The sequence below is a fragment of the Pseudomonas sp. JE3303 genome, assembly GCF_056312565.1.
Genome location: NZ_JBWGIF010000001.1, coordinates 623,660 through 638,259, shown reverse-complemented (window position 1 = coordinate 638,259; position 14,600 = coordinate 623,660). Strand labels below are relative to the sequence as shown.

Annotated in this window: 12 protein-coding genes; 2 read left to right on the top strand and 10 right to left on the bottom strand. The window is 61.6% G+C overall.

Annotated elements, in window-relative coordinates; genetic code table 11:
- Window positions 1–98 precede the first annotated feature (98 nt).
- Window positions 99–1,235, bottom strand: a complete 1,137-nt coding sequence (locus AC0ZZU_RS03000) for a branched-chain amino acid ABC transporter substrate-binding protein (RefSeq protein ID WP_476338940.1) — start codon at window positions 1,233–1,235, stop codon at window positions 99–101.
- 457 nt (window positions 1,236–1,692) lie between these two features.
- Here AC0ZZU_RS03000 and pncB point away from each other — a divergent pair, with 457 nt between their 5' ends.
- Window positions 1,693–2,898, top strand: coding sequence for a nicotinate phosphoribosyltransferase (gene pncB, locus AC0ZZU_RS02995; protein WP_476338938.1), 1,206 nt, complete (start codon window positions 1,693–1,695; stop codon window positions 2,896–2,898).
- Window positions 2,899–2,901: 3 nt separating this feature from the next.
- Window positions 2,902–3,729, top strand: a complete 828-nt coding sequence (gene nadE / locus AC0ZZU_RS02990; RefSeq protein WP_476338936.1) for an ammonia-dependent NAD(+) synthetase — start codon at window positions 2,902–2,904, stop codon at window positions 3,727–3,729.
- A 56-nt stretch (window positions 3,730–3,785) separates the two neighbouring features.
- Here nadE and azu read toward each other — a convergent pair whose 3' ends face one another.
- The 9 genes from azu to rnr form a co-directional block, all read right to left on the bottom strand.
- Entirely contained in the window at window positions 3,786–4,235 is a 450-nt protein-coding gene (gene azu / locus AC0ZZU_RS02985; protein WP_476338934.1) for an azurin, read from the bottom strand.
- 553 nt (window positions 4,236–4,788) lie between these two features.
- Window positions 4,789–7,095 carry a YgiQ family radical SAM protein gene (locus AC0ZZU_RS02980; protein WP_476338932.1) on the bottom strand — a complete coding sequence of 769 codons (2,307 nt, stop codon included), beginning with the start codon at window positions 7,093–7,095 and terminating at the stop codon, window positions 4,789–4,791.
- A gap of 124 nt (window positions 7,096–7,219) precedes the next feature.
- The gene (gene dnaB / locus AC0ZZU_RS02975; protein WP_476338930.1) at window positions 7,220–8,617 is read right to left on the bottom strand and encodes a replicative DNA helicase; all 1,398 of its coding nucleotides are present in this window, start codon (window positions 8,615–8,617) and stop codon (window positions 7,220–7,222) included.
- Between the two features lie 110 nt (window positions 8,618–8,727).
- Entirely contained in the window at window positions 8,728–9,174 is a 447-nt protein-coding gene (gene rplI, locus AC0ZZU_RS02970; protein ID WP_158461051.1) for a 50S ribosomal protein L9, read from the bottom strand.
- Window positions 9,175–9,195: 21 nt separating this feature from the next.
- Window positions 9,196–10,095, bottom strand: a complete 900-nt coding sequence (locus AC0ZZU_RS02965; RefSeq protein ID WP_476338928.1) for a hypothetical protein — start codon at window positions 10,093–10,095, stop codon at window positions 9,196–9,198.
- A gap of 34 nt (window positions 10,096–10,129) precedes the next feature.
- The gene (gene rpsR / locus AC0ZZU_RS02960) at window positions 10,130–10,360 is read right to left on the bottom strand and encodes a 30S ribosomal protein S18 (protein WP_009403887.1); all 231 of its coding nucleotides are present in this window, start codon (window positions 10,358–10,360) and stop codon (window positions 10,130–10,132) included.
- A 28-nt stretch (window positions 10,361–10,388) separates the two neighbouring features.
- A complete protein-coding gene (rpsF, locus tag AC0ZZU_RS02955; protein WP_158461049.1) occupies window positions 10,389–10,814 on the bottom strand; it encodes a 30S ribosomal protein S6 in 426 nt (141 codons plus the stop codon).
- A 213-nt stretch (window positions 10,815–11,027) separates the two neighbouring features.
- Window positions 11,028–11,780 carry a 23S rRNA (guanosine(2251)-2'-O)-methyltransferase RlmB gene (gene rlmB / locus AC0ZZU_RS02950; protein ID WP_476338926.1) on the bottom strand — a complete coding sequence of 251 codons (753 nt, stop codon included), beginning with the start codon at window positions 11,778–11,780 and terminating at the stop codon, window positions 11,028–11,030.
- Window positions 11,777–14,446, bottom strand: coding sequence for a ribonuclease R (gene rnr, locus AC0ZZU_RS02945; protein WP_476338924.1), 2,670 nt, complete (start codon window positions 14,444–14,446; stop codon window positions 11,777–11,779). Before rnr ends, rlmB begins: the two co-directional genes overlap by 4 nt.
- Between the last annotated feature and the right edge of the window lie 154 nt (window positions 14,447–14,600).

Sequence of the window (14,600 nt, the reverse complement as noted above, 5' to 3'; positions counted from 1 at the left end):
GAAGCGGCCCTCGCAGCGCGGAACCGTGCAGATCTACGGAATAAGACAGGTACCGCAGGGGCAGCGGCCCAGGTGGCTACCCGGGCCGTCCACCGTTGTTATTTTTGTTTTTCCAGTTGGTGGTACTTGCCGTTGGCATCCCACTGGTAGACCACGTAGTCGGAGACAGTCAGGTCACCCTTGGCGTCCCACTTCTTCTCGCCCATCACCGTCTTCACCGGGTTGGCCTTGAGCCACTTGGCCGCATCTTCGCCCTTGTTGCTCTTGGCGCCGTTGAAGGCCGCCGCCAGCGCCTGGACAGAGGCATAGGCGTACAGGGTGTAGCCCTCGGGCTCGGTGCCGCCCTTGCGGAACGCATCCACCACAGCCTTGCTGTCGGGCAACAGGCGAGGGTCGGCGCCGAAGGTCATGTACACACCGTTGGTGTACTGCGCGCCGCCTGCGGTGGTCACCAGTTCGTCGGTGACGATACCGTCGTCGGACATGAAGGCTACGTCTTTGAGACCCTGCTCGCGCAGCTGACGTACCAGCGGACCTGCTTCGGGGTGCAGGCCACCGAAGTAGACGATATCGGCGCCTGCGGCGCGGATCTTGGTGACCACGGCGCTGAAGTCTTTTTCGCCACGGGTCAGACCCTCGTACAGCACGGGTGTGACACCGCGCTTGGTCAGCTGCGCCTTGGTCGCATCGGCCAGGCCCTGGCCATAGGTGTCCTTGTCGTGCAGCACGACAACCTTCTTGCCCTTGAGCACGTCGACGATGTAGTCGCCGGCAACGATGCCCTGCTGGTCATCACGGCCGCACATGCGGAACATGGCATCGAGCCCGCGTTCGGTGACCTGCGGGTTGGTCGAGCCGGGGGTGATGGCGATCACGCCTGCGTCGGCATACACCTCGGAGGCTGGAATGGTCGAGGAGGAGCAGAAGTGCCCTACGACACCAGCCACCTTGTCCTGGTCCACCAGGCGGTTGGCGACCGCCACGGCCTGCTTGGGCTCGCACGCATCGTCGGCCTTGACCAGCATGATCTTCTCGCCATTGACGCCGCCCTTGGCATTGATCTCGTCGGCCGCTGCCTGCGCACCTTTCATGTACTGCTCGCCAAACGCCGCGTTGGCACCGGTCATCGGGCCCGCTACACCGATCTTGATGTCGGCCTGAACAAACGAAGAAACACCCAGCGCCGAAGCCACGGCGAGAGCCAGGAAACCCTTCTTGTAAAACGTCTGCGACATGAGGTGGTGCTCCTAGTGTTTTTTTTGGTTGGCACTACAACTTTCAGCAACTGCCCAGAGCAAGGGCCGTGCCATCAGTTTTGTCTTCCGGGAAATCACATCAGGTCGCCGCCGATGGCTGACCGGCGGTCGCATCTTTCCGGAGCGTGCAACCCTCTGCCACAAGGCAGGCGCTACTGCATGTCCAACAAAGGAGCAACCGAAAGGTGCCATCATTGCAACCCTGGCTAGCGGTAACGTGCAACCAACTTGTAACAGCCGACGTCACCGAAGTGCACATCGCTGGTGCGCAACTGCTACAGGGGGCACCTTTCCAAGGCTAGCTGGCGCACGGAAAACCGCCGCTCCATGTAGTCCCCTACCGATTTTTCTCATCCCCGGGAAAAGGCTGGCACAATGGCCGGCATTGCGCGTGCGCCATCCGCTTCGGAGCACGCCGCCGGACTGGAGCCCTTCAATGAGCGAGAGCGCATTCGCCGAGCGCATCGTGCACAACCTGCTCGACACCGACTTCTACAAGCTGACGATGATGCAGGCGGTACTGCACAACTACCCCAACGTGGATGTGGAATGGGAGTTCAAATGCCGCAATGGCGAGGACTTGCGCCCTTATCTGCCGGAAATCCGCACCCAGATAGAGCAGCTGTGCGAATTGAGCCTGGACGATCAGCAACTGGGCTTTCTTCAACGGATCAGTTTCATCAAGCCTGATTTCCTGCGCTTTCTGGGCTTGTTCCGCTTCAACCTGCGCTACCTGCACCTGAGCATCGAGTACGACCAGCTGTGCCTGCGCCTGCGTGGCCCCTGGCTACATGTGATTCTGTTCGAGGTACCGTTGCTGGCCATCATCAGCGAGGTACGCAACCGCCAGCGTTATCCACAGGCTCGCCTGGCCGATGCGCGTGACCAGCTCTACCGCAAGTTCGACTGGCTGCGCGCGCATGCCAGCGATGAGGAACTGGCCGAGCTTCAAGTGGCCGACTTTGGTACTCGTCGACGCTTTTCAAGCGGGGTTCAGGAAGAGGTAGTGCGCGTGTTGCGTGATGATTTCCCGGCGCGCTTCGTAGGCACCAGCAACGTCAACCTGGCCCGCAAGTTCGATCTCAAGCCGCTGGGCACCATGGCCCACGAGTGGATCATGGCCCATCAGCAACTCGGGCCGCGCCTGATCGACAGCCAGAGCGCCGCACTCGACTGCTGGGTGCGTGAATACCGCGGCCTGCTGGGCATCGCCCTCACCGATTGCATCACCATGGATGCCTTCCTGGGCGATTTTGACCTGTATTTCGCCAAGCTCTTCGACGGCCTGCGCCACGACTCGGGCGAGCCGGTAGCCTGGGCCGAAAAGGCCATCGCCCATTACCGCAGGCTGGGCATCGACCCGATGACCAAGACCCTGGTGTTTTCAGACGGCCTCAACCTGACCCGCTCGCTGGAAATTTTCCGCGCCCTTCGCGGTCGCATCAACGTCAGCTTCGGGATAGGCACCAACCTCACGTGTGACATACCGGGCGTGGCGCCGATGAACATCGTACTCAAGATGACCGACTGCAACGGCTCACCGGTTGCCAAGATCTCCGACGAAGCCGCCAAGACCCAGTGCCGCGATCCCAACTTTGTCGCCTATCTGCGACATGTATTCAAAGTCCCCAGCAAGGAGTAACCGATGCAAGCCGTCCAGCGAGAGATTGCTCAGCAGCTCAAGGTGCAGCCGCCGTTTGCCGATGCCGCCGCGCTCGAGGCCGAAGTGGCCCGGCGCGTCGCTTTCATCAAGGATTGCCTGGCCAATGCCCGGCTCAAGACCTTGGTGCTGGGGATCAGCGGAGGGGTGGATTCATTGACCGGCGCCCTGCTCGCCCAGCGCGCGGTGACCGAGCTGCGTGCCGAGACCGGCGACCAGGACTACCGCTTCATTGCCGTGCGCCTGCCCTACAAGGTGCAGCACGACGAGCACGATGCCCAGGCCTGCCTCGAGGTCATCAAGGCTGACGAAGTGCAGACGGTCGACATCGCGCCCGCAGTGCTTGGCCTGAAGGAAAACGTCGAAGACCTGCGCAACGGCGCGCCAGCGATGGTCGACTTCGTGGTCGGCAACGTCAAGGCGCGCATGCGCATGATCGCCCAGTACACCATCGCCGGCGCTCGCCAGGGGCTGGTGATCGGCACCGACCACGCCGCAGAGGCCGTCATGGGTTTCTTCACCAAGTTCGGTGACGGTGCATGCGACCTGGCACCCTTGAGCGGCCTGGTCAAACGCCAGGTACGCGACATCGCCCGCAGCTTTGGCGCGCCAGAGTCATTGGTGGAGAAAGTGCCGACGGCCGACCTGGAAGACCTCGAGCCGGGCAAGCCGGACGAAGCGTCACATGGCGTGACGTACCAGGAGATCGACGCATTCCTGCATGGCGAACCGGTGAGCCAGGAAGTGTTCGACATCATCGTCGCCACCTACCGCAAGACGCAGCACAAGCGAGAGTTGCCGTTCGCGCCATGAAACGAGCTGTGGGAGCGGTTTGATCCGCTCCCACAGCGTGGTGCAACAGCCGGTCGTTACTTGACGGCGACCTTGCCCTTCATCATCGAGACATGGCCGGGGAAGGTGCAGAAGAAGCTGTAGTCACCGCCTGCTTCCAGCTTGGACAGGTCCAGGGTCACCGTATCTTCTTTCTCCGGCGCACCAATCATCTTGGTGTGGGCGATGATGCGTGCGTCATCGGCCTTCAGGTAGTCCTTGTCCAGTCCCTGGGTCATGCCTTCGGTGGCGATGGCCTGCATGTCGGCGGTCTTGCTGATGACCAGGTTATGACCCATCACGTTCTTCGGCAGGTTGCCGGAGTGAGTCAGCTTGACGGTGAATTCCTTGCAGCTCTTGTCGACCGTGAATTCCTTGCTGGTGTAGGACATCTGGTCGGTTGAATCGACCGTAACCGAGCACTCGGCAGCAAAGACAGAGGCGCTGGCGAGGGTCAGCAGGGATACCGCTACAACTTTGGCAAACATCGTGATTCTCCTTGGCAGGGTTTTATCAGTTCGCATGCTGCCTGAGTCCCTTGCTCCCGTCCTGACATGCATCAACGCGGCGACCAGGACTCGGCAGTTAAATTGTTCTATGGATTGTATACATAAAACGCAAGTGCACATCATGCTTCATTAATAGACGATGGGACAACCGATCATTTAGGAGCAAATGCCATGTACCTGGGAAATTTCATGAACAGTTTGCTGGCTGCGTATGCGTGTGGCGCCGCGGGGGCTACCTGCCAGTTTGCCCGGCCGGAGTGAATCCGTAGACAGGTTCCACGGCCGCAACCGGGCCGCGAAACCTGAAACCCGGTTCGTTTCCACACAAAGGGTGGCAGCTGTACGCAGGGTGGAAAACCAGGCGGAAGTAGGAACCCGGCAGGCAGTTAAGCCGCCCGCGCACAGCTGCCATATCAGCAGTTTGCCTACTTCCACAAAACCCGGGTTTCCACACCCGATCGCTGAACCTTCAGCGACCCTTGCAGCCTAGTGGGAGCATCTTTCCGGCAGCCGGGCACGAGGGGGCGCAGCGTTAGCGCGGAAGAACCGGCTGGCGGGTCTTGCCCTTGCCTTTGCCGTTACCACCCTTCGCCGCTTCCTTACGGTCCTTCTCCGCCTGCTTGTTGCGCGCAAACGCGGCGGCCTTGGCCTGCTCGCGCTTGTCCCACGGCTTGCTGCCATCGCTGGCGCGTGGCGGCAGGCCGGTATGCTGGGTCAGGATCTTCTGTTCCTTGGCCACCTTGTGACTGCCAGCCGGCGTCGAGTTCTTGCGGCGGGCACTGTGGTAGGTGTCGCCTTCAGGCTGGTGCAGCGGGATCAGCTGGTTCTTGCCAGGACCGATCAGGTCGGCACGGCCCATGCGCTCCAGGGCCTCGCGCAACATCGGCCAGCCCTTCGGATCGTGATACCGCAAGAAGGCCTTGTGCAGGCGGCGCTGCTCGTCGCTCTTGACGATGGTCACCGAGTCGCTCTTGTAGGTGACCTTGCGCAGCGGGTTCTTGCCCGAGTGGTACATGGCGGTGGCCGAGGCCATCGGCGACGGGTAGAACGCCTGCACCTGGTCGGCACGGAAACCGTTGCCCTTGAGCCACAGCGCGAGGTTCATCATGTCTTCGTCGGTGGTGCCCGGGTGCGCGGCGATGAAGTACGGGATCAGGTACTGCTCCTTGCCCGCCTCCTTCGAGTACTTCTCGAACATGCGCTTGAAGCGGTCATAGCTACCGATGCCCGGCTTCATCATCTGATTCAGCGGGCCTTCCTCGGTGTGCTCCGGGGCGATCTTCAAATAGCCCCCCACGTGGTGGGTGACCAGTTCCTTCACGTACTCCGGCGACTCGATCGCCAGGTCATAACGCAGGCCCGAGGCAATCAGGATCTTTTTCACGCCCGGCAAGGCACGCGCGCTGCGATACAGCTGAATCAGCGCCGAATGGTCGGTGTTCAGGTTCGGGCAGATGCCCGGGAACACGCAGGACGGCTTGCGGCAATGGGTTTCGATCTCGGTGGTCTTGCAGGCGATCCGGTACATGTTGGCGGTCGGACCACCCAGGTCGGAAATCACCCCGGTAAAGCCCGGCACCTTGTCACGGATCTCCTCGATCTCGCGGATGATCGACTCCTCGGAGCGGTTCTGGATGATCCGGCCTTCGTGCTCGGTGATCGAGCAGAAGGTGCAGCCGCCAAAGCAGCCACGCATGATGTTCACCGAGAAACGGATCATCTCGTACGCCGGGATACGTTCCTTGCCGTAGGCCGGGTGCGGGACGCGTGCGTACGGCATGCCGAACACGTAGTCCATTTCCTCGGTGGTCATGGGAATGGGCGGCGGGTTGAACCACACGTCCGCCTCGCCATGCTTCTGCACCATTGCGCGGGCATTGCCTGGGTTGGTCTCCAGGTGCAGCACACGGTTCGCGTGGGCGTAGAGCACTGGATCGTTACGCACTTTCTCGAACGATGGCAGGCGGATGACCGACTTGTCGCGGGTCATGCGCGGGCTTTCGAGGATCTGCACGACCTTGGCTTCGTTCGGGTCCTCGACGTCGCCCTTGGCCTGTTCGATGGCACACGCCTGAGTGTCCTGGGTGTTGACGTACGGGTTGATGATCTTGTCGACCTTGCCCGGACGATCAATACGCGTCGAATCGATCTCGTACCAGCCCTGCGGCGTATCACGGCGAACGAACGCGGTACCGCGCACGTCGGTAATGCTTTCGATCGACTCGCCGAAGGATAGGCGCTGGGCCACCTCGACGATCGCGCGCTCGGCGTTGCCGTAGAGCAGGATGTCGGCGCAGGCATCGATCAGGATCGAATGACGGACCTTGTCCTGCCAGTAGTCGTAGTGGGCGATGCGGCGCAGCGAAGCCTCGATGCCACCGAGGACGATCGGCACATGCTTGTAGGCTTCCTTGCAGCGCTGGCTGTAGACCAGGCTCGCCCGGTCCGGCCGGCTGCCCGCCAGCCCGCCTGGGGTATAGGCATCGTCCGAACGGACCTTCTTGTCTGCGGTATAGCGGTTGATCATCGAGTCCATGTTGCCCGCCGCGACCCCGAAGAACAGGTTCGGCTCGCCGAGCTTCATGAAGTCGTCCTTCGACTGCCAGTCCGGCTGGGCAATGATACCCACGCGGAAGCCCTGGGCTTCCAGCAGACGGCCGATGATCGCCATGCCGAACGACGGATGGTCGACGTAGGCGTCACCGGTCACGATGATGATGTCGCAGGAATCCCAGCCCAGCTGATCCATCTCGGCCCTGCTCATCGGCAGGAACGGCGCTGGTCCGAAGCATTCGGCCCAGTACTTGGGATAGTCGAAAAGTGGTTTGGCTGCTTGCATGTCAGTGACCGGTTCTTGGTGTGCAGGGAAATCGCGGGCGCGGAATATAGCACAAATTTTGATCAAATCCGACCATGCCGGTCGGATTCATGTGGCCGCTTATAGAGACGATACGGCGCGGCGGTTATTCGTCGTCATCGAAGTTGTAACTACCCGGCGCGAGGTTCTCGAAGCGGGTGTACTTGCCGATGAACGCCAACCGCACGAAGCCGATGGGGCCGTTACGCTGCTTGCCGATGATGATCTCGGCCACGCCCTTGTGCTCGGTCTCCGGGTGATACACCTCGTCGCGGTAGACGAACATGATCACGTCGGCGTCCTGCTCGATCGCTCCGGATTCCCGCAGGTCGGAGTTGACGGGGCGCTTGTTGGGACGCTGCTCCAGGGAGCGGTTGAGCTGGGACAGGGCAATGACCGGGCAGTTGAATTCCTTGGCCAGGGCCTTGAGGGACCGGGAGATCTCGGAAATCTCGTTGGTCCGGTTTTCGCCGCTGGAACCCGGGATCTGCATCAACTGCAGGTAGTCGATCATGATCATGGCCAGTTCGCCGTGCTCGCGCACCAGGCGGCGAGTCCGCGCGCGCATCTCGGACGGGCTGATACCGGCGGTGTCGTCGATGAACAGCTTGCGGTCGTTGAGCAGGTTGACCGCAGAGGTCAGCCGCGGCCAGTCGTCATCGTCGAGCTGGCCGGAACGGACCTTGGTCTGGTCGATGCGGCCAAGCGAGGACAGCATACGCATGATCAGCGATTCGCCTGGCATCTCGAGCGAGTACACCAGCACGGCCTTGTCACTGCGCAGCACGGCGTTTTCCACCAGGTTCATGGCGAACGTGGTCTTGCCCATCGACGGTCGGCCAGCGACGATGATCAGGTCCGACGGCTGCAGGCCGCTGGTCTTCTCGTCCAGGTCGGTATAGCCGGTGGAGATACCGGTGATGTCACTGTCGGAGTTGAACAGCGTGTCGATACGGTCAATGGCCTTGGCCAGCAGGTCGTTGACCCCCACCGGGCCGCCGGTCTTCGGCCGCGCCTCGGCGATCTGGAAGATCTGCCGTTCGGCTTCGTCGAGAAGGTCCTCGGCGTTGCGGCCCTGCGGGTTGAAGGCACTGTCGGCGATGTCGCTGCTGATGCTGATCAGCTGCCGCAAGGTCGCGCGTTCGCGGACGATCTGCGCGTAGGCCTTGATGTTAGCCACCGACGGGGTGTTCTTGGCCAGCTCCCCAAGGTAGCCGAGCCCCCCGATCTGCGACGAAACACCTTCCTTTTCCAGCTGCTCGTGCAGCGTGACCACGTCGAACGGCGTGTTCAGGTCCACCAGCTTGTGGATGGCGCGGAAGATCAGGCGGTGGTCATGCCGATAGAAATCACCGTCCGAGACCTGGTCCAGCACGCGCTCCCACGAATTGTTGTCCAGCATCAGACCACCGAGAACAGCCTGTTCGGCTTCGATGGAATGGGGCGGCACCTTCAGGGCTGCGGTTTGCAGGTCAAACTGCTCGGGGGTGGATATCTCGTTCATGGCCACGCGAAATTCTGGGTGATGAAAAAGACAAAGGGCACGACCTGCAAAGCAGGACCGTGCCCGATGTTAACCAACTGGCGCCAAAGGGGCCAGTCGATTGGTACAGCTTAGGCTGCTACGACGACCACGCGAACGGTGGCTTCTACGTCGCTGTGCAGGTGCACGGCAACGTCGTATTCGCCAACGTTACGGATGGTGCCGTTCGGCAGACGAACTTCAGCTTTGGCCACTTCAACGCCGGAGGCGGTCAGGGCGTCAGCGATGTCGTGGGTGCCGATCGAACCGAACAGCTTGCCTTCGTCACCGGCGGTGGCAGTGATGGTCACTTCCAGCTCAGCCAGTTGGGCAGCACGGCTTTCAGCCGAAGTTTTCTTGTCTGCAGCCAGTTTTTCCAGCTCAGCACGACGCTCTTCGAACGCAGCCAGGTTGGCAGCGGTAGCAGCGGTGGCTTTGCCGAATGGCAGCAGGAAGTTACGGCCGTAACCGGCCTTAACATTCACTTTGTCGCCCAGGTTGCCCAGGTTGGCGACTTTTTCCAGCAGGATCAGTTCCATTTGGTATAAACCTCTTAACTTTTAACCTTCACCGTTCGCAGAACCGCTGTCGTCACCCTTCTCAGGGGACTTGCGACCGCGAAAATCAATCAGGCTGTCGACAATGGCCAGGACCACCAGCAACGGATAAGTCAGCTGCATGAACAGCACCAGCGTCACATACAACCCGACCAGCCAGAACCGGCCCAGTCGTTTCTGCGCTACCAGCCCGTGCAGCAGGGCGATACCTGCGAACAAGAGCGGCACACTGCACAACGGCGTAAGCATCGCCATGCCAGGACCGAAGTTCGGCCCGACCAGCATGCACGCCAGCAGCACCAGCGCCGGCACCTTTGGAATCCGCACCGCCTGAAACTCGCGGCCGAAACCTCCGGGGTTGTACAACGCGGCCTGCCAGTAGCGGCCCAACATCAGGGCCAGCACACTGACAGCTTGCAGCAGGGCCGCTATCAGGCCGTTGAGCACCGGTACGATCAGGCCTCCGAGTCGAGCCCGCTCCTCTACCGACAACTGCTGGTAGAGACCGTCGAGTATCCGCGGCAGGGCTTTTTCAAGCTCTCGCGCCAGATATTCGATCGGCTCGCGGAACACCGAACCCAGGACAACGCCATAGACCAGGCCCAAGGCGATGCTGAACAACAGCACCCGGTTCCAGGAATGCCCGGCGCGCAACAGCGCAGCCAGCCCCAGCGTACCCAGCAGCACCATGAGGGTGCGCGGCTCGCCGAAGAACCACCAGGCCAAAGCGGGCAATAACGCCCAGCCGAGGACCGATGAAGCATCCTTGAATCCGCGCCGCAGGAACACAAGGCACCCAGCGGCGGCACTCAACCAGAACAACAGCGGCAATGCCGCACAACCGACCACTACCACAGTGGCCTGCACGCGACCGCGCATGATGAAATCAGCTAACGCTCGCATGCTTTATCCCTTGCTGCTTGTCGACGACCCGGTCTCAGCGGCCGTGGCTGTCGGTGTAGGGCAGCAGGGCCAGGAAGCGGGCGCGCTTGATAGCGGTAGCCAGCTGACGCTGATAACGAGCTTTGGTACCGGTGATACGGCTTGGAACGATCTTGCCGGTTTCGGATACGTAAGCTTTCAGGGTGTTGAGATCTTTGTAGTCGATCTCTTTCACGTCTTCAGCAGTGAAGCGGCAGAATTTACGACGACGGAAGAAACGTGCCATGTAATAGGCTCCTTAAAAGGTCCGTGGATTACTCGTCAGCGTTATCGCTGTTGTCGCTGTCATTGCTGTCGTCGCCATCGGCGCTTTCAGAATGCTCAGGACGGTCGCGACGCTCACGGCGCTCACTGCGGTTTTCTTCAGCCTTGAGCATCTCGGACTGGCCGGTAACGGCTTCGTCGCGACGGATGACCAGGTTACGGATCACGGCATCGTTGTAGCGGAAGTTGTCTTCCAGCTCGGACAGAGCCTTGCCGGTGCATTCAACGTTCAGCATCACGTAGTGAGCCTTGTGAACATTGTTGATTGCATAGGCCAGTTGACGACGGCCCCAATCTTCCAGACGGTGGATTTTGCCGCCGTCTTCTTCGATCAGCTTGGTGTAACGCTCAACCATGCCGCCGACTTGCTCGCTCTGGTCCGGGTGGACCAGAAAGATGATTTCGTAATGACGCATGAATGCTCCTTACGGGTTAGTAGCCTGCCAGAATCTGGTCAGACAAGGAGTGAATGACACTGTATGTCTTGCCGCGGGAAGAGGCACATGCGCGCCTGCCCGGTACGGCAAGGGGCGCAATTGTAGAGAAGGCGGGACGGACAAGCAAGGCGATTGGCGAATATTTGAACAATATAGAATCGCCAGCCCGCCCTCCCCTTTTCGGCAGGAAACTCAGGCCTTGGTCTTGCCCTGGCGCTGGCGCACGACCTCGAACAGGCATACCCCGGTGGCCACCGAGACGTTCAGGCTGCTCACGCTGCCGCCCATCGGCAACTTGACCAGGAAGTCGCAGTGCTCGCGGGTCAGGCGACGCATGCCCTTGCCCTCGGCGCCCATGACCAGCACGGTCGGCCCGGTCATGTCCTGCTGGTAGATCTGCTGCTCGGCTTCACCAGCGGTTCCCACCACCCACAGCCCTTTCTGCTGCAGTTTCTCCAGCGTACGCGCCAGGTTGGTCACGGCCACCAGGGGCATGACCTCGGCCGCGCCGCAGGCAACCTTGCGCACCACAGGCGTGAGGCTTGCGGATTTGTCCTTGGGAATCACCATTGCGGTGGCACCGGCCGCATCGGCGGTGCGCAGGCAGGCACCGAGGTTGTGCGGGTCGGTGACACCGTCGAGCACCAGGATCAGGGGCGGACGCTCGCTGCGCTCGATCAGTTCGTCGAGCATCGCTTCGTTCCAGACCTGGCTGGGGCTGACCTCGGCGACCACGCCCTGGTGAACGCCTTCGACCCAGGCATCGAGTTCGCGGCGCTCGGCCTGGCCGACCGGGATGCGATGCTGCGTTGCCAGCTCGACCAGCGCCTGGACGCGCGGTTCGCTACGCCCTTCGGATAGCCAGATCTGCTTGACCCGCTTGGGATGGTGGTGCAGCAGCGCCTGCACCGCGTGCACACCGTAGATCTTTTCCAGCTGACTCATGACTTGCTCTTGCCTTTACGTGCGGTACTGGCCCCCGATTTAGGCGGCCCCTTGCGGTGCTTGGTCGGCTTGCCTGCGGACGATTTGGCGCCGGATTTTTCCGACTTGCCGCTGGCAGCGCCAGTGCGCGCATCGCTCATCAACGCTTTCTTCATCTCACGGCTCTTGCGAACCTCGGCGTTACGCTCCACCGCCTGAGAAGGGAAGTAGGCCTCGGAAGCCTCGCCCTTCTTGCTGCGGCGGGACGGCTCAGCCTTGGCGGCCGGCGCCGGTGCCGAGAGCTCTGCCTTCGACTCGGTCCTGGAATCACTTCTGGACGGAGACTTGGATGGGCTGGCGGACCGGGAAGTGTCCGAGTCTTGCTTGGGCAAAGGAGCATCACCTGCGGCGCGGCGCTTGCGGCCGATCGGGGCATTGAGGGTGCTTTCGGCCACCTCGAAGTCGATCTTGCGCTCGTCGAGGTTGACGCGCATCACCTTGACCTCGACCGTGTCGCCGAGGCGGAAACTGCGGCCGCTGCGCTCGCCAGCCAGGCGGTGGTGGATCGGGTCGAAGTGGTAGTAGTCGCCCGGCAACGCACTGACGTGCACCAGGCCTTCGACGTAGATGTCGGTCAGTTCGACGAACAGGCCGAAACCGGTCACCGCAGTGATCACACCTGGGAAGGTCTCGCCCACGCGGTCCTTCATGTACTCGCACTTGAGCCAGTTGACCACGTCGCGGGTGGCCTCGTCGGCGCGCCGCTCGCTCATGGAGCACTGCTCGCCCATCTGCTCGAGCGTGTTCTCGTCGTACGGGTAGATGCGTGCCTTGGGGATGGTCATCGCACCGGCACGCTTGACGTGCGGGGTTTCCTGGCGAGAACGGATCACGCTGCGGATGGCGCGATGGACCAGCAGGTCCGGGTAGCGGCGGATCGGCGAGGTGAAGTGGGTGTAGGCCTCGTAGTTCAGGCCAAAGTGGCCGTTGTTCTCGACGCTGTACACCGCCTGGCTCAGCGAGCGCAGCATGACGGTCTGGATCAGGTGGAAGTCCGGACGGTCGGAGATCTGCGACAGCAGGGCCTGGTAGTCCTTCGGCGAAGGCTCCTTGCCCTTGTGCAGCGACAGGCCTAGCTCGCCCAGGAAGGCGCGCAGTTTTTCCAGACGCTCCGGCGGCGGGCCATCGTGCACCCGGTAGAGGGCCGGGATCTCGTGCTTCTTCAGGAACTCGGCAGTAGCGACGTTGGCCGCCAGCATGCATTCCTCGATCAGCTTGTGGGCATCGTTGCGCACGGTCGGACGGATTTCCGCGATCTTGCGCTCGGAACCGAAGATGATCCGGGTTTCCTGGGTCTCGAAGTCGATCGCGCCACGGCTGTGACGGGCAGCCAGCAGGACCTTGTAGATCGAGTACAGGCTCTTGAGATGTGGCAGTACTTCTTCGTACTGGATGCGCAGTGCCCGGCCTTCACGCGTGCGCGAATGCTCGAGCATGCTGCTGACCTTGTTGTAGGTCAGGCGCGCATGGGAGTGGATCACCGCTTCGTAGAACTGGTAGTCGACCATCTGGCCGGACTTGTTCATGGTCATCTCGCAGACCATGGCCAGGCGATCGACGTGCGGATTCAACGAGCACAGCCCGTTGGACAGCTCCTCGGGCAGCATCGGTATGACCCGCTCGGGGAAGTAGACCGAGTTGCCACGCACCTGCGCCTCGACGTCAAGGGCCGAGCCCAGGCGCACGTAGCTGGAGACGTCGGCAATCGCCACGTACAGGCGCCAGCCGCCAGAGAACATGCGCAGCTTGCCGAGCGGTTCGCAGTAGACCGCGTCATCGAAGTCACGGGCGTCTTCACCATCGATGGTGACGAATGGCAGGTGACGCAGGTCGACGCGCTTTTCCTTGTCCTTGTCTTCGACTTCGGAGCGGAACTTGCGCGCCTCCTTGATCACCGCCTCGGGCCAGACATGCGGGATATCGTAGCTGCGCAGCGCAACGTCGATTTCCATGCCCGGCGCCATGTAGTTGCCGATCACTTCGACCACGTCGCCCTGGGGCTGGAAGCGCGGGGTGGGCCAGTGGGTGATCTTCACCTCGACGAACTGACCGACCTTGGCCCCGCCGTTACGTCCGGCGGTCACCAGCACTTCCTGCTGGATCTTCGGGTTGTCAGGGGTCACGAAGCCGATACCGCCCTCTTCGTAGTAGCGGCCGACCACGCTTTCGTGCCCGCGGGAAATGACCTCGACGATCACACCCTCACGTCGGCCACGACGGTCGACGCCGCCCACGCGGGCCAGCGCACGGTCGCCATCGAACACCAGGCGCATCTGCGCCGGGCTCAGGAACAGGTCGTCGCTGCGGTCATCGGGGATCAGGAAGCCGAAACCGTCGCGGTGACCGGAGACGCGGCCGAGGATCAGGTCCAGCTTGTCTACCGGGGCATAAGTGCCACGCCGGGTATAGATCAGCTGGCCATCACGCTCCATGGCGCGCAGACGGCGGCGCAAGGCTTCGATCTGGTCTTCGGTGGTCAGGCCGAACTCCGCCACCAACTGCTCTCTCGCAGCCGGCTCACCGCGGTCGGCGAGTTGTTGCAGGATCAGCTCACGGCTGGGGATAGGGTTATCGTATTTTTCCGCTTCACGTGCGGCCTCGGGATCGAGGGATTGCCAATCGGCCATCAGTAGGGGTTCACCTTGGTCTATATAAGGGATAGTTTGGCATAGGCGTATTGAAACCGGAAATGTCAGAGTTGGACAGCCCCGCCAAAGGGTCTGCAGCACGCTTGAACGCCTGCGCAATCAACAACTTGAGATTTTGGATATTTTTTTTTGC